This is a genomic window from Pseudomonas sp. TE4620, assembly GCF_056279045.1.
Map to the genome: position 1 here is coordinate 2,922,539 of NZ_JBWBQO010000001.1, position 21,031 is coordinate 2,943,569.

General features: G+C 64.9%; 21 protein-coding genes. 9 read left to right on the forward strand and 12 right to left on the reverse strand.

What is annotated here, in order from left to right; all coding sequences use genetic code 11:
• Positions 1 to 5 precede the first annotated feature (5 nt).
• Together ACZ9A3_RS13500 and ACZ9A3_RS13505 are read left to right on the forward strand one after the other, a co-directional pair.
• Entirely contained in the window at positions 6 to 1,211 is a 1,206-nt protein-coding gene (locus ACZ9A3_RS13500) for an MFS transporter (RefSeq protein WP_476252770.1), read from the forward strand.
• 72 nt (positions 1,212 to 1,283) lie between these two features.
• A complete protein-coding gene (locus ACZ9A3_RS13505) occupies positions 1,284 to 1,829 on the forward strand; it encodes a cupin domain-containing protein (protein WP_010226800.1) in 546 nt (181 codons plus the stop codon).
• Positions 1,830 to 1,904: 75 nt separating this feature from the next.
• On the opposite strand, the gene ACZ9A3_RS13510 is transcribed toward ACZ9A3_RS13505, so the two are convergent.
• A complete protein-coding gene (locus ACZ9A3_RS13510; RefSeq protein ID WP_195884522.1) occupies positions 1,905 to 3,395 on the reverse strand; it encodes a DASS family sodium-coupled anion symporter in 1,491 nt (496 codons plus the stop codon).
• A gap of 362 nt (positions 3,396 to 3,757) precedes the next feature.
• On the opposite strand from ACZ9A3_RS13510, the gene ACZ9A3_RS13515 reads away from it, so the two are divergent.
• Both ACZ9A3_RS13515 and ACZ9A3_RS13520 read left to right on the forward strand, forming a co-directional pair.
• Positions 3,758 to 4,090, forward strand: a complete 333-nt coding sequence (locus ACZ9A3_RS13515) for a hypothetical protein (protein ID WP_283817199.1) — start codon at positions 3,758 to 3,760, stop codon at positions 4,088 to 4,090.
• A 118-nt stretch (positions 4,091 to 4,208) separates the two neighbouring features.
• Positions 4,209 to 4,631 (forward strand): group II truncated hemoglobin, encoded by a 423-nt coding sequence (locus ACZ9A3_RS13520; RefSeq protein ID WP_093381334.1) that lies wholly within the window; start codon positions 4,209 to 4,211, stop codon positions 4,629 to 4,631.
• On the opposite strand, the gene ACZ9A3_RS13525 is transcribed toward ACZ9A3_RS13520, so the two are convergent.
• The 3 genes from ACZ9A3_RS13525 to ACZ9A3_RS13535 form a co-directional block, all read right to left on the reverse strand.
• The gene (locus ACZ9A3_RS13525; RefSeq protein ID WP_045194260.1) at positions 4,622 to 4,924 is read right to left on the reverse strand and encodes a hypothetical protein; all 303 of its coding nucleotides are present in this window, start codon (positions 4,922 to 4,924) and stop codon (positions 4,622 to 4,624) included. The genes ACZ9A3_RS13520 and ACZ9A3_RS13525 overlap by 10 nt on opposite strands.
• Positions 4,925 to 5,062: 138 nt before the next feature.
• Positions 5,063 to 5,248: a hypothetical protein gene (locus tag ACZ9A3_RS13530; RefSeq protein WP_045194262.1), complete on the reverse strand. Its 186-nt coding sequence runs from the start codon at positions 5,246 to 5,248 to the stop codon at positions 5,063 to 5,065.
• Positions 5,249 to 5,412: 164 nt separating this feature from the next.
• Positions 5,413 to 5,733 (reverse strand): YbjQ family protein, encoded by a 321-nt coding sequence (locus ACZ9A3_RS13535; protein WP_045194264.1) that lies wholly within the window; start codon positions 5,731 to 5,733, stop codon positions 5,413 to 5,415.
• Between the two features lie 177 nt (positions 5,734 to 5,910).
• On the opposite strand from ACZ9A3_RS13535, the gene ACZ9A3_RS13540 reads away from it, so the two are divergent.
• Both ACZ9A3_RS13540 and ACZ9A3_RS13545 read left to right on the forward strand, forming a co-directional pair.
• Positions 5,911 to 7,341: an MFS transporter gene (locus tag ACZ9A3_RS13540; protein WP_213603936.1), complete on the forward strand. Its 1,431-nt coding sequence runs from the start codon at positions 5,911 to 5,913 to the stop codon at positions 7,339 to 7,341.
• Positions 7,338 to 7,982: a helix-turn-helix transcriptional regulator gene (locus tag ACZ9A3_RS13545; protein WP_476252771.1), complete on the forward strand. Its 645-nt coding sequence runs from the start codon at positions 7,338 to 7,340 to the stop codon at positions 7,980 to 7,982. The genes ACZ9A3_RS13540 and ACZ9A3_RS13545 overlap by 4 nt, the downstream gene beginning before the upstream one ends.
• Positions 7,983 to 7,992: 10 nt before the next feature.
• On the opposite strand, the gene ACZ9A3_RS13550 is transcribed toward ACZ9A3_RS13545, so the two are convergent.
• Positions 7,993 to 8,877: an EamA family transporter gene (locus tag ACZ9A3_RS13550; protein WP_123566206.1), complete on the reverse strand. Its 885-nt coding sequence runs from the start codon at positions 8,875 to 8,877 to the stop codon at positions 7,993 to 7,995.
• A 211-nt stretch (positions 8,878 to 9,088) separates the two neighbouring features.
• Here ACZ9A3_RS13550 and ACZ9A3_RS13555 point away from each other — a divergent pair, with 211 nt between their 5' ends.
• Positions 9,089 to 10,510, forward strand: a complete 1,422-nt coding sequence (locus tag ACZ9A3_RS13555; RefSeq protein WP_045194271.1) for a purine-cytosine permease family protein — start codon at positions 9,089 to 9,091, stop codon at positions 10,508 to 10,510.
• 54 nt (positions 10,511 to 10,564) lie between these two features.
• On the opposite strand, the gene ACZ9A3_RS13560 is transcribed toward ACZ9A3_RS13555, so the two are convergent.
• Positions 10,565 to 10,780 (reverse strand): TOBE domain-containing protein, encoded by a 216-nt coding sequence (locus ACZ9A3_RS13560; protein ID WP_010227092.1) that lies wholly within the window; start codon positions 10,778 to 10,780, stop codon positions 10,565 to 10,567.
• 215 nt (positions 10,781 to 10,995) lie between these two features.
• On the opposite strand from ACZ9A3_RS13560, the gene ACZ9A3_RS13565 reads away from it, so the two are divergent.
• Both ACZ9A3_RS13565 and ACZ9A3_RS13570 read left to right on the forward strand, forming a co-directional pair.
• The gene (locus ACZ9A3_RS13565) at positions 10,996 to 12,171 is read left to right on the forward strand and encodes an acyl-CoA dehydrogenase family protein (RefSeq protein ID WP_045194272.1); all 1,176 of its coding nucleotides are present in this window, start codon (positions 10,996 to 10,998) and stop codon (positions 12,169 to 12,171) included.
• A 10-nt stretch (positions 12,172 to 12,181) separates the two neighbouring features.
• Positions 12,182 to 13,282, forward strand: coding sequence for a sigma-54 interaction domain-containing protein (locus ACZ9A3_RS13570; RefSeq protein ID WP_093381322.1), 1,101 nt, complete (start codon positions 12,182 to 12,184; stop codon positions 13,280 to 13,282).
• 90 nt (positions 13,283 to 13,372) lie between these two features.
• On the opposite strand, the gene ACZ9A3_RS13575 is transcribed toward ACZ9A3_RS13570, so the two are convergent.
• From ACZ9A3_RS13575 to ACZ9A3_RS13600, 6 genes are all read right to left on the reverse strand, one after another.
• Positions 13,373 to 14,725 (reverse strand): MFS transporter, encoded by a 1,353-nt coding sequence (locus ACZ9A3_RS13575; protein WP_476253332.1) that lies wholly within the window; start codon positions 14,723 to 14,725, stop codon positions 13,373 to 13,375.
• Positions 14,726 to 14,786: 61 nt separating this feature from the next.
• Positions 14,787 to 15,995, reverse strand: a complete 1,209-nt coding sequence (locus ACZ9A3_RS13580; protein WP_476252772.1) for an acyl-CoA dehydrogenase family protein — start codon at positions 15,993 to 15,995, stop codon at positions 14,787 to 14,789.
• A gap of 26 nt (positions 15,996 to 16,021) precedes the next feature.
• Complete coding sequence (locus ACZ9A3_RS13585) at positions 16,022 to 17,683, reverse strand: dipeptide ABC transporter ATP-binding protein (RefSeq protein WP_476252773.1); 1,662 nt, start codon at positions 17,681 to 17,683, stop codon at positions 16,022 to 16,024.
• The gene (locus ACZ9A3_RS13590) at positions 17,680 to 18,570 is read right to left on the reverse strand and encodes an ABC transporter permease (RefSeq protein ID WP_476252774.1); all 891 of its coding nucleotides are present in this window, start codon (positions 18,568 to 18,570) and stop codon (positions 17,680 to 17,682) included. Before ACZ9A3_RS13590 ends, ACZ9A3_RS13585 begins: the two co-directional genes overlap by 4 nt.
• 23 nt (positions 18,571 to 18,593) lie before the next feature.
• Positions 18,594 to 19,649, reverse strand: a complete 1,056-nt coding sequence (locus ACZ9A3_RS13595) for an NADP(H)-dependent aldo-keto reductase (protein ID WP_476252775.1) — start codon at positions 19,647 to 19,649, stop codon at positions 18,594 to 18,596.
• Positions 19,650 to 19,676: 27 nt separating this feature from the next.
• A complete protein-coding gene (locus ACZ9A3_RS13600) occupies positions 19,677 to 21,020 on the reverse strand; it encodes an LLM class flavin-dependent oxidoreductase (RefSeq protein WP_476252776.1) in 1,344 nt (447 codons plus the stop codon).
• Between the last annotated feature and the right edge of the window lie 11 nt (positions 21,021 to 21,031).

Genomic DNA, 21,031 nt, shown 5'->3' on the forward strand with positions numbered 1-21,031 from the left:
AGCCCATGACCACCGCAACGGACCCTGCCGTGCTCGACCATAGCGAGCGCTCCCCCTTTGACCTGCGCCCGCTGCTGGCGGCGAACATGGCCTGCACCATGGCGATGATGGCGTTCGTCTCGTTGATCGGCCCGATTGCCCGCACTCTCGGCCTGGCCACCTGGCAAGCCGGCGCGGCGGTAACGGTTGCCGGGGTGATCTGGATGCTCCTGGCCCGCCCCTGGGGCCGTGCCAGTGATCGCCTGGGGCGGCGCAAGGTGTTGCTGCTCGGCACCGCGGGTTTCACCGTCGCCTACTGGGCGTTGTGCCTGTTCATCGATACCGCCTTGCACCTGCTGCCCAGCGCCGCCCTGGCCTTTGCCGGGCTGGTGCTGGGCCGCGGCCTGATCGGCGCCTTTTACGCGGCGTTGCCGGTCGGTGGCGCGGCGCTGATCGCCGACAATATCGAACCCCGGCACCGCGCCCGGGCCATGGCTTCGCTGGGGGCGGCCAACGCTTTCGGCCTGGTCATCGGCCCGGCCCTGGCGGCGGTGCTGGCGCGCTTCAGCCTGAGCCTGCCGTTCTATGTAATGGCGGTGCTGCCGATGCTGGCGTTTGTGCTGCTGCTCAAGCTCAAGCGCCAGGAACTGCACCTCAAACAGCCGCCACGCCCGGTGCGCCTGGCCGACCCGCGCCTGCGCCGGCCACTGCTGGTGGCCTTCGTGGCGATGCTCAGCGTGTCGGTGGCGCAGATCACCGTCGGTTTCTTCGCCCTCGACCGCCTGGGCATGGCCCCGGCCGATGCTGCGCAAACCGCTGGCGTCGCCCTGACCATGGTCGGCGTTGCGTTGATTCTGGCGCAGATCCTGGTGCGCAAGCTCGAATGGCCACCGCTGCGGATGATCCGCGTCGGCGCCAGCATCGCCGCCGCAGGCTTTGCCGCCAGCGCCCTGGCCACCAGCGCCGTGGGCCTGTGGGCGTGCTTCTTTTTCTCGGCCTGCGGCATGGGCTGGGTGTTCCCGGCGTTTTCGGCGCTGGCGGCCAACGCCATGGACGCCTCCGAGCAAGGCGCCACGGCCGGTTCCATCGGCGCCGTGCAGGGCCTGGGAGTGGTCATCGGGCCGCTGGCCGGGACCCTGATCTACGCCGCCGATCCGCGCCTGCCGTACCTGATTGTCGCGGCGCTGCTGTTGTTGGTCGGGCTGTGGCCGCAGCCGAAAAAGCCCGCCTAACAGGTGGGCCGCTAAAGCCGGTTCGAATGTGTTTTAATGCCTCGCCCAAAATTTTTGACACATAAGGCGGCTATGGACACGGGGACACGACTCAAACTGGTGCGTGAACGCAACAAACTCTCCCAACGGGAGCTCGCTCGGCGCAGTGGCCTGACCAACTCGACGATCTCGCAGATCGAGCAGAATCGCGTCAGCCCTTCGGTCAGTTCCCTGAAAAAGCTGCTTGAAGGCATTCCGATGTCGTTGGCGGAGTTCTTCAGTTTTGACGAGCCGATCCGCGAAGAACGCTTTGTGTTCCGCTCGACCGAACAGCCCGACCTGGGCAACAGCGGCCTGCGCATGCTGCTGGTCGGGGCCAGTGTCGAAGGCCGGCAAATGCGCATGTTGCGCGAGCTGTACGCGCCGGGCGCCGACTCCGGCGAGCCGATCGTGCACGCCGAGGGTGAAGAGTGCGGCCTGGTGACCCGTGGCACCATCGAATTGCGGGTCGATGGCCAGGTCAGCATCCTCAACTCCGGTGACGGCTACTACTTCCCCACCACCCTGCCCCACAGCTTCAAGAATATCGGCCAGGATGAGGCCGAGATCATCAGCGCCAACACCCCGGCGAACTTCTGATGGTGCGATCGCGGGTCTTGCCCGCTCCTACAGGACCTGTGTAGGAGCGGGCTTGCCCCGCGATGAACCTTGCTGCTACATCCAGCCTAGCCACTGCCACCAGGTCGCGGCAAATACCAGCATCAGCCCATAACCGATCAGGGTGACGATAATCCCCACCCGGGCGAACTGTTTGGCGGTGAAAGTCTCGGTGCCCAGGCAGACCATGTTCTGCGGCGCGTTGATCGGCAAGATAAAGCCGTAGCTGACCACAAAGCCCAGGGCCATGGTCATGCCCAGGCGGCTGAAGTCTCCCGGCAAGGTCTGCAACACCGCAATCAAAATCGGCAGCAGCGCCGAGGTCAGGGCGGTGGCGCTGGCAAAGCCCAGGTGAATCAGAATCAAAAAGGCCGCAAGGATCGAGAACACCCCCAGGGTACCCAATTGATCCAGCCCGGTATGGGCCACCACTTGCGCGCCCAGCCATTGCCCGGCCTGGGTGGTAAGCAAGGTAGTACCCAGGCTGATGCCTACCCCGAAGACAATCACCGTGCCCCAGGGAATGCGCGCCTGCACATCTTTCCAGGTCATCACCCCTACCCGTGGCAGCAGCAGGATCACCAGCCCGGCATAGGTGGTCGAAGTGGTGTCAAAGTGATGCAGCTTGCCCTCGGTGGCCCAGGCCAGCAGCAGCAACAGCGACACGCCCAACAGACGTTTCTGCGCGCCGGTCATCGGCCCGAGCTCGGCCAGGGTCTTGCTTACTGCCGCCTTGCCACCCGGAATCGCATCGCTCTCGGGCGGCAGCATTTTCAGCACCAGGACGATCAGCACCACCGACATGATCACTGCCCACGGCGCGCCAGCGATCAGCCAGTCGATCCACGACACCCGCGCACCGAGCATCTTGTCCATGAAGCCGACGGTCAGCAGGTTCTGCGCCGCGGCAGTCTGGATGCCGATGTTCCAGATGCTGGTGCCCTGAGCGACGATGATCATGATCCCGGCAGCGATGTTCGAGCGTTTGTCGACACCAAAGGCAGCGATCACCCCCATCATGATCGGCACCACGCAGGCACTGCGCGCAGTGGCGCTGGGCACCACCAGGCTGAGCAGCACGGTGACGGCCACCGCCCCCAGAAGGATGCGCCGGGTGCTGACGCCGATGCTCGACAAGGTCACCAGGGCGATACGCCGGTCCAGCCCGGTGTGGGTCATGGCCGCGGCGATGAACAAGGCACCGACTACCAGGGCCAGGGCACTGTTGGAAAAACCGGTCAGGGCCAGGGTGATGGCGGCCGAGGAGCCGTAGATCACCGAAGGGTCGGCCACCGTCGGCGCCGTGCCGAGCAAAAAGGCCATCAGCGAGGTAATCATGATCGCGCTGGCTTCGTACGACACCGCTTCGCTGATCCACACCACCACGGCAAAAGCCAGAATCGCCAGCACCCGGTGGCCGGCCACTGGCAGGTCGGCGGGCATCGGCAGCAACAGCACCCCGACCAGCGCTGCGATACCGACCAGCAGGCCAATCGGCACGCGGGCTCTGGCGGTTTGTGAGACAGGCACATTGGCCGGCGAATTCATCGGTAACTCCCTTTAGAACATGTGCGGCCATGATCGCGCAGATCGCTTTTGCGCAGACTGATACGCATCAATGCCCCGAATTCGAGGCATTGTCCGACAAGATGTAGTGCCTTGAAAAAAACACTACAAAACCTGTTGACGCCGTTCGTCGCCCCTTGCATGATGAGGTCGTCTCCCCGATCGGGGGTACTGGCAAGGGTGTTCCAGGCAGCTCGACAGATCCATGAGCTGTGTGCGGATGGGTACTGCCCAAAAGGCAGCGTGTAGAAGCCCCCAGTTGTGACGCTGCTGTAGCAGCTTTCATTTAACGCTACATGTTATGCGCCAAGTGCGAACAAACAACGAATGATCAAGGGGGCTTTATGATGAATCTGAACAATCAACCGACTGTTGAAGAACTGGCCCGGCTGTTCGCCGCGCGCAAGGACACTCTCGACAGCCACATCCTCTGGGTCTGCAAAACCGGTGAAGTTCACCTGGACAGCCTGGAAACCATGAGCGACGAAGCCGAGTTCGAAGAACGCAAGCCGAACATGCGTGCCCGCCTGAAGATGTACCGTCGCGGCCAGGGCTACGTTGGCAAAAAGGCCGCCGCCGACACCCAGTATGTCGGTCGGGTTCTGCAGACCCTGCAAAGCGAGTGGGCTGCGCTGCAGAACAAGCCTGGCGTCGCGGTGATCGACCGTCTCTGCTAAGGGTCGCTGGGGTGCGGCACTGCCCCAGCCACGCTTGAGCCCAATCCACGCGGATTGGGCTTTTTTATTTATGGCGGTACAGGGCTAGAATGTCCCTCTTTGCGCCAAGAACCCGCTTATGACCCACCCCACTTTCGGAACCGACGATGCATCCTACCAGGCCGCCGGAGGCATCGACGGCCTGCGCCGCCTGGTCGATGACTTCTACCGCTTGATGGATGAAAACCCCGAGGCACGGACCGTGCGCCAGATGCACCCGCAAAGCCTGGAAGCTTCGCGCGACAAGCTGGCGTGTTTTCTCAGTGGCTGGCTCGGCGGCCCGCGGCTGTTCAGTGAGCGCTATGGCCCGATCGCCATCCCGGCCTTCCATGCCCAATGGCCGATCAATGAAAGCCACAGCGCTATCTGGTTGGGCTGTATGCAACAGGCGATTAACCTGCAGGAGTATTCTGCAGAATTTGCCGAGTACCTGTTGCGCCAACTGCGCGTGCCGGCCGAACGCATCGTCCAGGCCAGCCGCGCCCGTCACCCTCAGGCCTGACGGCGCAGCGGCGCCTTCTCCAGCGGCAAGGCACCGGTGGCCAGCGCCCTGGCGCGGTCAACGCCCCAGACCATGGCGCGGGTCATGGTCTCGCCGGGGCGATTGTCGTGGTACTCCTCGACCAGCGCCTTGCCCTGGCGCGTATAGATGCCGAGGAACAACTGAGTGGCGCCGGTGCGCGACAGCCTCACCTGAACGTCGATACTGGTGCCGTCGCTGAGCTGTTCGTCATGGCTGCGGCTGTGCAGTTGTGCGTCAGCCCAGTTCCAGTAGGTCTCTTCCCTGATACGCATCGAATGGCTCCTGTATTGATGGCGGCATTAGTAAGGCACACAACCCGGCATCAGGCGAGCGTCAGCCGCGCAACCTTTGCGCAAGGTCAAACAATGCAAAAAAAACCCCGCCGTTGGGCGGGGTGGTGGTCGATTCGTTTACTTCTTCGCTGGCAAGCGCGGGGTGAACTTACCCTTCTTGCTGCGCTGTAGCGCGTTCAGGCGCACCTGCGCATCATCCAGCGTCATGTTGGCAAAGCCCAGGCGATAGCCGCTCTGGCCACAGCGCACCACACTGTTGATGGGAAATTCGTCGCCCTGGTCCTCAATGTAGGATTCAATCATGCCCCAGTCTCCCTCCGATGGCGGACCAGTACCGGCAAGCAGATGATTGCCCAGAAAAGTACTGACCCTGGTGACTCTGAGACTAGCCGGTCATTTGTGGACCGCACGGGCAAGAACAAAAAAGCCCGACCAATGGCCGGGCTGTTTTGTCGCACCCCTGGCGTTTACCTGAGCTTCACCGCGGTACCGGTAACGAACACCACGACCATGCCGCCACGGGCCGAGGGCATGCTGATTTCATAGTCCAGGCCGACCACCGCATCGGCCTGCAGGCTGCGCGCGCGGGCGCGGATTTCGTCGGTGGCCTGGATGCGCGCTTCTTTCAACGCACTTTCCAGGGTTTGCGAACGGCCACCGAAAAAGTCGCGGAAACTGGCGAACATATCGCGAACCACGTTGATACCCTGAACCGACTCGGCGCTGACCACATCCAGATAGGCGGAAATTTCCCGGCCTTCGATGGTCCCTGTGGTGGTAATGATCATGCTGCTCTCCTTCGGCCTTGCCTGTCAGCCGCCCGCAATTGAGCGGGCGGAAAAAGCGCGATGGTAACAAAACCGTCGGCCGCTGCGTGGCCATTTATACAAGCAATTGGTTGTGTAATACATGCCAGCCACCTAGACTCCCCTTCCATTGCCGCCTTACTTGCGAAGGAGTCGCCGATGAACACCGCCCACCCTCAGCCCGCGTCATGGGCCGAACTGCTCCACGGGCGCAATGCCCTGCGCTCGATCGCCCTGGCCGGCGGCGTCGCCCTGCATGCAATCAACGTCTATATCGTCACCACCATCCTGCCCACAGTGATCGCGGATATCGGCGGCCTGGCCTTTTATGCCTGGAGCACCACGCTGTTTGTCGCCACCTCGATCATCGGCTCGACCCTCTCGGCGCAATTGATCGAGCGCCTGGGCGCGCGGGCGGCCTTTCTCCTGGCCCTGGCGGTGTTCAGCCTGGGCTCGGTGATCTGCGCCGCCGCGCCGAGCATGCCGGTGCTGCTGATCGGTCGCAGCGTCCAGGGCCTGGGCGGCGGTATCCTGTTCGCCCTGAGCTATGCCCTGATCCGCTTGATCTTCGATGAGCGCCTGTGGCCCCGGGCCATGGCCATGGTCTCGGGCATGTGGGGCGTGGCCACCCTGTGCGGGCCGGCGGTAGGCGGTATCTTTGCCCAGGGCGGCCACTGGCGCTGGGCGTTCTGGTCGCTGCTGCCAGTGGCGGCGCTGCTGGCGCTGATCGTCATCAACCAGTTGCACGGCAAGGTGGCTGCCAGCACCCGGGCCACTCGCCCACCCTATGGCCTGATTGCTTGCCTGGTCGCCTCGGTGCTGGCGATTTCTGCCGCCAGTCTGGCCCAGCAACTGCTGTGGAACCTGCTCGGGATTGGCGCGGGCCTGGCCATCGCAGTGCTCATCGCCCGCCTCGACCACCAGCCCGAGCGCCGCTTGCTGCCTTCTGGTGCTTATTCCCTGGGCACCTCACTGGGCAAGTTGTATGCGGTGATGTGCCTGTTGATTGCGGCAGTGACCACGGAAATTTTCGTCCCCTACTTCCTCCAGGCCATTCACGGCCTCAGCCCGCTGGCCGCCGGCTACATGACCGCGGCCATGGCGGCGGGCTGGACCCTGGCCGCGCTGTGCAGCGCCAGCCGCACCGGTGAGGCCGCCGAGCGCATGATCCGCGTCGGCCCGGGCATCGTCCTTGCGGCCCTGCTGGGGCTGGCGTTGATGACCGGCCAGCAGGCCTGGCTGGGCAGCACTGGCGGCCTGGCCGTGTATTGCCTGGCGCTGGCCGGCGTGGGCCTGGGGATCGGCCTGGGCTGGCCGCACCTGCTGACCAAGGTGCTCAGCGCCGCGCCACCCGGTGAAGAAAACCTGACCTCGGCATCGATTACCACCGTGCAGCTCTACGCCACGGCGCTGGCGGCAGCCCTGGCCGGGGTGGTCAGCAACAGTGCCGGGCTGGTCGAGCCGGGCGGCGTCGCTGGCGCGCAACAGGCCGCGACCTGGCTGTTCGCGGTGTTTGCCATCGCGCCACTGCTGACCTGGCTGTTGGTCTGGCGCCTGACTGGCACTGCACCCAAGGTCATGGCCCGATGAGCCTCAGCAACCTCGATAGCGCCTCAAGCGCCGAGCGCATCCTGTTCCTGCTCAAGACCCGCGGCGCGTTGAAAACCACCGACCTGGCCAGCCTGCTGCAGATCAGCTTCGAGGCCACGCGCCAGCACCTGCAGAAGCTGCAGGCCGCCGGGCAAATCAATGGCATCAGTGTCCCGAGCACTGGCGCCGGGCGGCCTTCGCAAAAGTGGATGTTGACCGACGCCGCCCAGCGGCGCTTTCCCGACACCCACAGTGTGCTGACCCTGCAACTGATCGACAGCGTCGAACAGGTGTTCGGCCCCGAGGGGGTCGACCAGCTCATCAGCCGCATGGAAGCCAGCAGCCGCGCCGAATACCAGCAGGCCTGCAACCAGGCCCAGGGGCTGGAAGACAAAGTGCGGGGGCTGGTGCAACTGCGTGAGCGGGCCGGCTACATGGCCCAGATGCAGGCCTGCGGCGACGGCTGGCTGATCATCGAAAACCACTGCCCGATCTGCGTGGCCGCCAGCCGCTGCCAGGGGTTTTGCCGCTCGGAGCTGCAGGTGTTCCAGGCCGCGCTCGGTGAGCAGGCGCAGGTGGAGCGCTGCGAACACCTGCTGAGCGGTGATCGGCGTTGTGTCTACCGGGTTATGCCGGCGTAATCACCCACGGCTAGGCCATCCGCGCCAGCAACAACTGGCGCAGGCGCGGGCCGAAGACGTTGATCAACAGCCCGGCCATCACCAGCAGCGCGCCCCAGCCTTGCAGCGGGGTCAGGCGCTCGTCCAGCAGCAAGGCCGAAGAGCTCAGGCCCACCACCGGCACCAGCAACGAAAACGGCGCCACCTTGCCGGCCGGGTAGCGCGACAGCAGATGGCTCCACAGGCTGTAGCCGAGCATGGTGGCGATAAACGCCAGGTAGGCCAGCGCCAGCACCGAGCTCCAGCCGATGCCGCGCAGCGAGCTTTCGATCCGCTCGGGGCCTTCCAGCCACCACGACAGCGCCAGAAACGGCAGCGGCGGTACCAACCCGCCCCAGATCACCAGGGCCACCAGGTCGATATTGCCGAAACGCCGGGTGATGATATTGCCCATGGCCCACATCGCGGCGGCGCACAGGGTCAGCAGCAAGGCAAAAAACGGCACGCTGGCGCCGTTTTCGCTGCCGATCAGGGCCAGGCCGCCGGCGGCCACCAGCAGGCCCAGTACGCTGGCCGCGCGCAGCCGCTCGCCGAGGAAGATCGCGGCAAAAAACAGGGTGAAGAACGCCTGGGATTGCAGCACCAGCGACGCCAGCCCCGGCGGCATGCCATTGCCCATGGCCTCAAAGAGAAAGGCGAACTGGCCCAGGGAGATGGTCGCGCCGTAGGCAATCAGCCAGCGCCAGGGCAACTGCGGGCGCTTGACCAGCAGCACCGCCGGAAACGCCACCAGGGCAAAGCGCAAGGCGCCCAGCAACATCGGCGGCAAGCCATCGAGGCCGACCTTGATCACCACGAAATTGACGCCCCAGGCGACAATCACCACCAGCGCCAGCAGTAAATCCTTTAACGGCATGCTTCCCTCAACGGCTTTGTAATATTTCGCAACAGCATAACCTTATGCACGAAATCATCGCAGCATCCATCGCGACGGATGGACGCCGCAAAGCCGACACCTCCACTTGACTGTATTTGTATATACATGCTCATATCTGTTTCAGTCGCCCGCCTGCGTTCGGCTGGCGACCCGACCGCGACAACACAACAATAGGCGGAGATCCCGAGCAATGACCCAGGCCAATGCCTCGCGCAGCAAGCCCCTGATCGAGCGGCGCTCGATCGACTACATCCCGGAAAACGAACGACACGGACGCCTCTACAGCCAGTTCACCCTGTGGCTGGGTGCCAACCTGCAAATCACCGCAATCGTCACCGGGGCCCTGGCCGTGGTGCTCGGTGGCGATGTGTTCTGGTCGCTGATCGGCCTGCTGCTCGGGCAACTGGTCGGCGGCGCGGTCATGGCCCTGCACGCCGCCCAAGGGCCGAAACTCGGCCTGCCGCAGATGATCTCCAGCCGCGTGCAGTTCGGGGTGTACGGCGCGGCCATCCCGATTGCCCTGGTGTGCCTGATGTACCTGGGCTTCACCGCCACCGGCACGGTGCTCTCGGGCCAGGCCATCGGCCAGTTGCTGAGCGTCAGCGACAGCGCCGGCATTCTGATTTTCGCCGGGGTCATCGTCCTTGCCACGGTGTTCGGCTACCGCATGATCCACTGGATCGGCCGGGTGGCCAGCGTGCTGGGAATCATCGCCTTCGTCTACCTGTTCAGCCGCATCATGGTCATCAGCGACATCGGCCAGTTGCTGGAGAACCGCCACTTCACCTGGGCCTCGTTCCTGCTCGCGGTGTCGCTGTCGGCGTCCTGGCAGATCTCGTTCGGCCCTTATGTCGCGGATTATTCGCGCTACCTGCCGAGCAACACCTCATCGTTCAAGACCTTCCTCGCCGCAGGCCTGGGCTCGGTGGTCGGCGCCCAGGCGTCGATGGTCCTCGGGGTGTTTGCCGCGGCGATTGCCAACGGCCAGTTCTCCGGCCGTGAAGTGGCCTACATCGTCGGCCTGGGCGGTACCGGCGCCACCGCCGCGCTGCTGTACTTCAGCATCGCCTTCGGTAAGGTGACCATCTCGACCCTCAACTCCTACGGCAGCTTCATGTGCATCGCCACCATCATCAGTGGCTTTCGCGGGCACATCGAAGTCACCCGCCGTCAGCGGCTGTTCTTCGTCCTCGCCATCGTTGGCGCTTCGACGTTGATCGCCCTGCTCGGCCAGCATTCGTTCCTGGCCGCGTTCAAGTCGTTCATCCTGTTCCTGCTGACCTTCTTCGTGCCCTGGAGCGCGGTCAACCTGGTGGACTACTACTTCATCACCAAGGAGCGCTACGACGTGCCGGCGCTGGCAGACCCCAACGGCCGCTACGGGCGCTGGAACCTGCCTGGCATCATCGTCTACACCATCGGCGTGCTGGTGCAGATGCCGTTCATTTCCACCAAGCTCTACACCGGCCCGATGGTTGCCCACCTGGGCGGCGTTGACCTGTCGTGGATCATCGGCCTGATCGTACCGAGTGTGCTGTATTACCTGGTGGCGCGGCGCAAGGCTGCCGATGCCCCGGCGCAGATGATCCTGCCGCAAACCAGCCAGTCCTGAAACAAAAAGGCCGAGCCCCATCACCGGGGCTCGGCCTGTTTTTGTTCCTGCCCTTCATAGCTTGGCGATCGACACCTCGGTGGATTTGACGAAGGCAATCACTTCGCTGCCGACCCGCAGCTCCAGCTCGTGCACCGAGCGGGTGGTGATCACCGAGGTGACGATGCCGGCGGAGGTCTGTACGTCGATTTCCGATACCACCGGGCCTTCGATGATCTCCTTGACCGTGCCTTTGAACTGATTGCGTACGTTGATCGCCTTGATGGTCATGTGCTGCTTCCTCGTCCTGGGGTGCACTGCCGCGCAGTGCTTGAGGTGCAGATTGCGCTCGAGCGAATAAAATTAAAAAGAATAAATACTTACGAATATAGAACAAAACGAAATATACAAATCGACATATCGAAAGACCTACAAGTTATTTATTTTCAGTTTTTTAGATCCTTTAGCATCGGTGCCAATCCTCATCGAGCAAGTGAGCGCCACCTTTGCACCGCACTCCATCGACCCCTTTGCACATCGCCCGGGAACTGGCCAGCGAGTTCGCCCGCAACGCCGTCGAGCGCGACCGCCAGGGCGGCACGCCCAAGGTTGAACGCGATGCCATCCGCAGCAGCGGCCTGCTGGCCTTGAGCATCCCTCGCGAGTTCGGTGGGCTGGGCGCCAGCTGGAGGCAAACCTTCGAGGTGGTTCGTGAATTCGCCCGGGTCGACAGTTCCCTGGCCCACGTGTTTGGTTTTCATCACCTGATGCTCGCCACCGTGCGCCTGTTTGCCACGCCCGCGCAGTGGCAGCCATGGTTCGAACTGACCGCGCGCAAGAGCTGGTTCTGGGGCAATGCCCTCAACCCGCTGGACACCCGCACGGTGGTCAAGGACCGTGGCAGCTTTCGCGAGTTCTCCGGTAAAAAAAGCTTCTGCTCCGGCGCCAGCGATTCAGAGATGCTCATCGCCTCGGCGGTGGACGAGAGCGCCGGCGGCAAGCTGCTGATTGCGGCGATCCCCAGCGGGCGCACCGGCATCACCCTGCACAACGACTGGCACAACATGGGCCAGCGCCAGACCGACAGCGGCAGCGCCAGCTTCGAACGGGTACGGGTGGAAGAAAGCGACCTGCTGCTCGACCCCGGTCCCTTGAGCACGCCGTTCGCCTGCCTGCGGCCGCTGATTGCCCAGCTGCATTTCGCCAATATCTTCCTCGGCATCGCCGAGGGCGCTTTCGAAGAGGCCCGGGATTATGCCCTGCGCGAGTCGCGGCCATGGTTCAAATCGCTCGCCGAACAGAGCAGCGCCGACCCGTATGTACTCAAGCATTTCGGCGACTTCTGGGTGCGCCTGCAGGGTGCGCGGCTGCTGGTTGACCAGGCCGCCCAGGAGCTGGACCAGGCCTGGGCCAAAGGCGCGGCGCTGAGCGCCGAACAACGCGGGCGCCTGGCGGTGAGCATCGCTACCGCCAAGGTCGCCGCCAGCCGCGATGGCCTGGAGATTTGCAGCAAGGTGTTTGAAGTCACCGGCGCCCGCGCCACCCAGGCCTCGGTGGGCCTCGACCGGCACTGGCGCAACCTGCGCACCCAGAGCCTGCACGACCCGCTCGACTACAAGCTGCACGAACTCGGTGAATGGGCCCTGCGCGGGCAATTGCCGACTCCGACCTTCTACTCATAGTGTGACCGCCATGCAATTGTTGACCCTACCGCCCTCCCCGGCCCTGGCCACCTCGATCCGCGCCACCGCGCAGGTGTTCGAAGACCCCAAGTCACGGGCCTTGCTGGCGCACTTGCAGCGGGTCGCGCCGAGTGAAGCCAGCGTGCTGATCATCGGCGAGACCGGCACCGGCAAAGAGCTGGTCGCCCGGCACATCCACAACCTCAGCGGCCGGCGTGACAAGCCGTTCGTGGCAGTCAACTGCGGAGCGTTTTCCGAATCGCTGGTCGAGGCCGAATTGTTCGGCCACGAAAAAGGCGCGTTCACCGGCGCCCTCAGTGCCAAGGCCGGCTGGTTCGAAGAAGCCAACGGCGGCACCTTGTTCCTCGACGAGATCGGCGACCTGCCGATGCCGATCCAGGTCAAGCTGTTGCGCGTGCTGCAGGAGCGCGAAGTGGTACGCCTGGGCTCGCGCAAGAGCATTGCCATCGATGTGCGGGTACTGGCCGCTACCAACGTGCAGCTGGAAAAAGCCATCAACGCCGGGCACTTTCGCGAAGACCTGTACTACCGCCTCGACGTCGTCAGCCTGGAACTTGTGCCACTGCGTGAACGCCCGGGCGACATCCTGCCGCTGACCCGCCACTTCATCCAGGCCTACAGCCAGCGCCTGGGCTATGGCCAGGTCAGCCTCAGCAGCGAGGCCGAAGCCAAGCTGCGCAGCTACGGCTGGCCGGGCAACATCCGCGAGCTGGAAAACGTCATCCATCACACCTTGCTGATCTGCCGTGACGGCGTGATCCGCCAGGAGGACCTGCGCCTGTCGAACATGCGCATCGAACGCGCCGACGACAGCCCCGGCAGCGATGATTCGGCGGAAGGCTTGCTGGCGCGGGCTTTCCAGAAACTCTTCGAACAACCTGGCGGCGCCTTGCACGAGAAGGTCGAGGACGCACTGTTGCGCGCGGCCTACCGCTTCAGTCATTACAACCAGGTGCACACCGCCAACTTGCTCGGCCTGAGCCGCAACGTCACCCGCACCCGGCTGATCAAGATGGGCGAGCTGGCGGTGAATCGCCGGCAGCCCGGGGGCAGTACCCAGGGCGAGCGGGTGCTGAATTTGTCGATCTAATGGCCTTATCACAGGCCCTGCACCCATCCTGTGGGAGCGGGCTCGACCCGCGATCGAGCGCGCAGCGGTCGCAGTCCAGTCGAGAAAAGCTCAGCGGTAGATCTCACTCCCCGCATCCGCCGCCAGCGTGCGAAACACCAGCGCCGAAGCCATGCACAGCAGCGCCCCGACGCCAATCACCAGGGCGATATCCGCCACCGCCACTTGCTGCTCACCTTTCACGCTCATCAACACACTGAGCAGTGAAGCAGCCACCCCCACCGACAAGCTCATGGTCAACTGCACCGTCGCCGCCGACAGGCTGCTGGCGCGGCTGTGCAGTTCGGCGGGCACGTCGGCATAGGTCAGGCCACCCATGGCGCTGAACTGCAAGGAGCGGATCAGGCCGCTGGCGAACAGGATCAACACCACCAGCCAGTACGGCGTGTCGAGGTTGAAACTGGCGCAGGCGCCCAGGCTCAAACCGGTGAACAACGCATTGATGCTCAAGGTGCGGCGAAAGCCAAAGCGGCGCACGATGCGCACCGCCAGCAGCTTGACCACAAAGGCACCGACACCCCCGGTGAATGTCAGCAAGCCGGCATGCAAAGGGCTTAAACCAAAGCACAGTTGGAACAACAACACCATCAAGAACGGCTGCGCCGCCGTGCCCAGGCGAAACAGGTTGCCGCCCCAGAAACTCACGGCAAAACTGCCTACGCGCAAAGGCGAAAAGTCCAGCAGCGGCTGGGCGCAACGCCGGGCATGGCGCACATAGAGCAGCGCTGTTATTAGCCCGATCAGCAGCAACAGCAGCACCCAGCGCCGCGCCAGCAAACCATGGCCGAGCGCCTCGAAGCCGAACACCAGTGACGCCAGGGCCACACTGGCCAGCAGCAAGCCGTGCAGGTCCAGGCGTTGCTGGCTGTCGCCGGGGTAATCGGGAATATGCCGCAGCACCAGGTACACCCCGAGCACGCCGATGGGCAGGTTGACCAGAAAAATCCATTGCCACGACAGCAGCGTCACCAGCAGACCGCCCAGCGGCGGCCCGAGCATCGGCCCCACCAGTGGCGGGATGGTCAGGTAGGACATGTTGCGCAGCAGTTGCTCGCGCGGCGACCAGCGCAGCAGGATCATCAAGCCCACCGGCACCATCATCGCCCCCGCCGCGCCCTGGCACAGGCGCGCCAGGCACAGTTGCAGCAACGACCCGGCCAGGGCGCAAGCCAGCGACGACAGGGTGAACAACACTATCGCCAGCACGAACACCCGCCGCGGCCCGTAGCGGTCCGCCGCCCAGCCGCTGACCGGCACTGCCAGGGCCGCGGCGAGCATGTACAGCGACACCACCAGGTTCATGCGCACACTCGGCGCGCCGAACTCGCTGGCCATCTGTGGCAATGCGGTCATGACCACGGTGGAGTCGATCAGCTCCATCAGCAACGCACAGCCGATGATCATCGGTACCCGCCGTGATTGCCCGGTACTGTGGGTCAACAGCGGCGCCTGCAAACTGCCCACCTCAGAACAAGCCCGACGTCGGCGGCGGCGTGCCGGTCAGTTGCCAGGCACCCACCGCTGCGGCCTTCCAGTGCCGCGGGTTGTGGTTGGCGACCGTGCGTGCGTTGCGCCAGTGGCGGTCGAGATTGTGGCTGCGGCCGGTGGTCGAGGCGCCGCCGACGTCGAACAGCAACTCGGCAGCCTTGAGCGCGGACTCGGCGGCAATGTACTGGGCCTGGGCGACGTCGATGGCGGCCTGGTCAACCTGATGTGGATCAAGCCCGCTGGCCCAGGCGCGGTCGATCGACGCCGCCGCGCGCAACACCACGGCTTCGGCGCTAAAGGCACGGGCGGCGATCTCGCCGACGCTGAGCTGCACGTAAGGGTCATCCACCGAACGCGCGGCGCTGCTGTGCTTGATCGGCCGCGCATGCTCGCGGGCAAAGCGGCTGGCGTCGTCCAGCGCATTGCGGGCGATGCCGGCCTGCACCGTGGCCAGAAACAACTGCAGGAACGGCGTGACGATGGTGCGCTTGCCCTCCTCCACGGTCCGCGTGCGGATCTCGTCGGCGTACACCACGACATCATTCAGGCGCGTGGTGCCGCTGGCAGTCAGGCGCTGGCCCATGGCGTCGAAATCGTCGAGCAACTCCAGGCCCTGGCGCTCGCGCGGCAGCACGAACGACACCGGCTGATCGTTTTCATCCAGAGCCACGGCGCTGACCCAGTCGGCGTACAGGGAGCCGGTGCTGTAGTACTTGCTGCCGCTGGCGCGGTAATGCTCGCCGTCACGCACGATGCGCGCACTGATCGCGCCATTGGCGCCGCCCACTTCCCAGCCGGCATTGCCCAGCACCGCGCCTTGCAGGTAGCGGGCGAACCAGCGCTGGCGCTCGGCCTCGGCGCCGTCGGCGGTTGACGACAACAAGCCTTCGATAAAACCGAAGCCCGGGCGCAGCACCTGGGCGACGTTGGAGTCCACCGAGGCGATGCGCAGCAGCAGGCCGATCACATCGCTGACGCTGCCACCCGGGCCGCCGTATTGCTCGGGAATGCGGCAGGTGTAGAGCCCGGCCTGGGCAATCTGGCGCACCGCTTCATAGGGCAGCTGGCGCTCGCGTTCACGTTGCGCGGCGCCGGCGGCAATCAGCGGTAGCAGGTTTTCGGTGTTGCCTTTGAGGTCGTCGAGGTTACGACGATCAAAATGCGGTACTGCAGATAAACCAGGCATGGACTTTCCTTGTGCAGATCAGGCGATCAGATCGCCAGGCGGAGAAATTCGAAACTGACCTTGCGACCGCTTTCCAAGTGTGGAATGGCGTCAAGCAAGGCAAGGGTATAGGGGTGTTGCGGACGGTCGAAAACATCGCGCACGGCGCCGCTTTCCACCGCCACGCCGTCTTTCATCACCAGCACCTGGTCGCTGACGTGGTTGATCACCCCCAGGTCGTGGGAGATGAACAGGCAGGCCAGGCCCAGGCGCTGTTTTAGGTCGTCGAGCAGTTCGAGGATCTGCGCCTGTACCGACACATCCAGCGCCGACACCGGCTCGTCGCACACCAGGATCTGCGGCTGCGCGGCCAGGGCGCGGGCAATGGCGATGCGTTGCCGCTGGCCGCCCGACAGCTCGATCGGGCGCCGCTCCAGCAGGCTTTCGTCAAGGCGCACCAGGGTGAGCAACTCGACGGCCTGCGGGCGCCACTGCGCGCGCATGTGCCCGGCTACTTGCAGCGCCTCGTACAACACCCGCTGCACGGTGTAGCGCGGGTCGAAGGAGCTCAGCGGGTCCTGGAACACCACCTGGATGCTGCGGCGAAGCGCGCGTTTCTCCTGGTCATCGAGTTGCAGCCAGGGCCGGCCCTTGATCTGGATCGCGCCGCTGTCGGGGGTTTCCAGGCCGAGGATCATCCGGGTCAGGGTGGTCTTGCCCGAGCCCGACTCGCCGACAATGCCTAAGGTGCGGCCCTTGTGCAGCTGCAGCGAAACCTTGTCGACCACGGTGCGCAAGGCGCCGTCCGGGCCCTTGAAGGCCTTGCTCAGTTGCTGCACCTGCAACAGCGGCGCGCTGGTTTCCACCACCGGCGGCGCCACGGCCGCAAGTTTTGCTGCCTGCGGTCGGCGAAAATGCACGGCGGCACCGGCCTTGAGCAGGTACTGGGTGTAGGGGTGCTGCGGGTCTTGCAGCACCGCCTCGACACTGCCCTGCTCGACGATCACGCCGTTGTGCATCACTGCCACGCGGTTGGCCAGGCGCGAGACCACCGCCAGGTCGTGGCTGACAATCAGCATCGCCGTGCTGTCGCCGCGCAGGGATTCGAGCAGGCTCAAGACCTGGGCCTGCACCGTGGCATCCAGCGCCGTGGTCGGCTCGTCGGCAATCAGCAGGCGCGGGTTGCAGGCAATCGCCGAGGCGATCAGCGCCCGTTGGCGCAAGCCGCCGGAGAGCTGCCAGGGGTACTGGCGGGCGCGCAGCTCAGGTTCCGGCACGCCGACCGCGCGCAGCAGTTCCAGCACCCGCGCCTGACGCTGCTCGCGGTTCAGTGCGCTGTGCAGTTGCAGCGGCTCGGCAATCTCCTTGCCGACCGGGCGCAGGGGGTCGAGCGAGCCCAGGGCGTCTTGCATGACAAAGCCGATTTGTGCGCCGCGCACCCGGCGCCAGGCGCGCTCGTCGAACTGGCGCAGGTCCTGCCCGGCAAAGGCCAGGCGGCTGGCCTGCAACTGCGCATGGGCACCGGTGAGCCCGGCCAGGGTGCGCGAAGTGACGCTCTTGCCCGAGCCGGATTCGCCCACCAGCGCCAGGCATTCGCCCTGCTGCACGGTGAAGCTGATGCCCTTGAGCACCGGCACGCCCTGGCCGAAGCGCACCTGCAAGTCGCTGACCTCGATCAGCGGCGCGGGGTGTTGAAGAACAGCGTTCATAGGCGTTTACCTTCGTTGCGGCGCAGCAGTTCGCGGCCGATGGCGGTGATCGAAACCACGGTGAGGGTGATGGCCAGGGCCGGCCAGGCCACCAGCCACCAGGCGTTGGCCAGGTAGTTGCGGCCGATGGCGAGCATGCCGCCCCACTCCGGCTGCGGCGGTGGCGCGCCAAAGCCAAGAAAGCTCAGGGCAGCGCCGGCAACGATGGTGCTGCCGATGCCGATGGTGGCGAGAATCAAAATCGGTTTGATCGCATTGGGCAGCACGTGCCGCCAGATCACCTGGCGTCGTGGCAGGCCCAGGGTCGTGGCCGCCTCGACGTAGCCGGCATTGCGCACCACCAGGGTTTGCGCGCGCACCAGGCGCGCATAGCGCGGCACGCTGGCGATGCCCACGGCGATGATGGTGTTGAGCGCGCCTTGGCCAAAAAAGGTGATGATCACCAGCGCCAGCAACAGGTCGGGAAAGGCCAGCAGCACATCGACCAGGCGCATCACCGCACCGTCGACCAGCCGTGGGCCGAGGCCGGCCAGCAGCCCGAGCACGGTGCCCAGCAGCAATCCCAACGCCGTGGCACTCAGGCCCAGTATCAGCGATGGGCGCACCGCGTAGACCAACCGCGCGAGGATGTCGCGGCCGTTCTCGTCAGTGCCCAGCCAGTGCAGGCTAGCCGGTGGCTGGAACGCCTGGCGGGCGTTGGCATCAAGCGGGTCGGCGGCCACCAGCCAGCCTGGCTGCAGCGCCGCCAGCAGCAAAAAGACGACGAACAGCGCCGCCAGCACCAGCCCCGGGCGCACCGCCAGTGGCCGGCGCCTGGCAAAACGCGCCGGGGCCGGGATCAGGCCGCTGACCGGCAGCACCGCTGCCGTTGAATTGATCGGCGCCATCGGGCACCTCCATGAACTGAACGTTAGGGAGCCGGGTTAGGGATCTGCCGGTGGATCTGCTCGATGCGCGCCAAGGCTTCGCTACCCAGCTTCACCTGCAATGCGCCGAGGTTGTCGGCCAGTTGCGCCAGGCTGGTCTGCCCGGTCAGTGCGCTGCTGACAAACGGCTTGTTGAGCACATAGGCCAGGGCCAGTTGCGCCGGGCTGATCGAAAGCTCCTGCGCCAGCGCCACATAGGCAGCTATAGCCTGATGGGCGCCGGGGCTGTCGTAGCGGTTGAAGGTGCGGTACACCGACGACAGCCGCGAGCCCTGTGGCAAGGCACCATTAAGGTACTTGCCGGTCAGGGCGCCGAAGGCCAGCGGCGAATAGGCCAGCAAGCCGATGTTGTCGCGCTGGCTGAACTCCGACAGGCCGCCCTCGTACAGGCGGTTGAGCAGGCTATAGGGGTTCTGGATGCTGACGATGCGCGGCAGGTTCTGCTCACGCGCCTGGCGCAAAAACTCGGCCACGCCCCACGGGGTTTCGTTGGACACGCCGATATGGCGGATCTTGCCGGCGGCGACCTGATCGGCCAGCACCTGCAAGGTCTCGGCGATGCTCACGGTTTCGCGGTCATCCTCGACATAGGGGTATTCGCGCTGGCCAAAAATATTGGTGGTGCGGTCCGGCCAGTGCAGTTGGTAGAGGTCCAGGTAATCGGTTTGCAGGCGCTTGAGGCTGCCGTCCAGGGCGGCGACGATATTGGCCCGGTCGTGGCGTGTAAGCCCCTCACGGATATGCGCGCCGGCCCCCGGCTGGCGTGCCGGGCCGATGATCTTGCTGGCCAGCACCACCTCGGCACGCCGCCCGCTGTTCGCCAGCCAGCTGCCGATGAAGCGCTCGGTGCTGCCCCAGGTTTCGCCATGGGTCGGCGTTGGGTACATCTCGGCGGTATCGATCAGGTTGATACCAGCGGCCAGCGCCGCGTCGAGCTGGCGGTGGGCATCGCTTTCGCTGTTCTGGTGGCCCCAGGTCATGCTGCCCAGCCCCAGCACGCTGACCTGAATGTCGCTGTGGCCCAATCTACGTTTGATCATGCTCGCTCCGTATCGAAAGTAAAAAGCTCAAACCGCTTCGGCGGCGCGCTGGTACTGGCTGGCCGGGTACGGCAGGCCGAGGTGCTCGCGCAAGGTGCTGCCCTGGTATTCACGGCGGAACACCCCGCGCTGTTGCAGCAGCGGCACCACCTGGTCGACGAATACCTCGACACCGGAGGGGAACATGTCCGGCATGATGTTGAAGCCATCGGCAGCGCCGGCACGGAACCAGTGCTCAAGGCTGTCGGCGACCTGTTCCGGGGTGCCGACGATCAGCCGGTGGCCGACCAGGATGCGCCGCGACAGTTCGCGGATGGTCAGGTTCTCGCGCCGCGCCAGGTTCAACTGAGCTTCGAGAAAACCGTGGGAGCCGCGCTCGAAATCCGCCACCGGGCCAATCCGCTCCCAGGGCAACGGCGCATCCAGCTGCAGCTCGCTGACCGCCAGGCCCACCCGCGCCGCCACCTGGTTGATCAGCCCTTCTTCGCCGTACCAGGCGTTGAGCTCGTCGAAACGCGCCTGGGCCTCGGCCTCGCTGCTGCCGATTACCGTTGACAACCCCGGCATGATTTTCAGGTGCTCGGGGTTGCGCCCCCACTGGCGGGTGCGCTGTTTCATTTCCTGATAGAACGCCTGGCCGTCGACCAGGGTGGTCTGGGTGGTGAAGATCGCATCGGCATAGCGCGAGCCGAGGGCCTTGCCGCCTTCGGAAGACCCAGCCTGCACCAGCACCGGCCGGCCCTGGGGCGAGCGCGGCAGGTTGAGCGGGCCCTTGACCGAGAAGTGCTCGCCGACAAAGTCGATGGCATGCACCTTGGCCGGGTCGGCAAAACGCCCACGGCGGGCATCGCCGATCACCGCGTCATCTTCCCAGCTGTCCCACAATTTAAGGGTGACATCGATGAACTCATCGGCCCGGGCATAACGGTCGACGTGTCGCGGCGCACCGGCCAGGCCGAAGTTCTGCGCGGCGGCATCACCGGCATTGGTGACCACGTTCCAGGCCGCGCGGCCGCCGCTGATATGGTCCAGCGAACTGAAGCGCCGGGCCAGGTTATACGGGTCGTTATAGCTGCTCGAAGCGGTGGCGATCACGCCGATATGGCGGGTAGCCAGGGCCACGGCGGTGAGCAGCACGGTAGGTTCCAGGCGCCCGGCCGGATGCTGGCCAACATCGCCGATCAGCGCCGGGCCGTCGGCGAGAAAGATCGCATCGAGCTTGCCGCGTTCGGCAATGCGCGCGATGTTGCTGTAGTACTGGTGATCGAGATAGGCATTGGCCGGCACCTCGGCCTGGCGCCAGGCACCGGAGTGGGCGCCGAAACCGAGGATGTTCATGCCGATGCTCATGTGTTTTGCAGGCTGGCTCATGGCAACTCCTT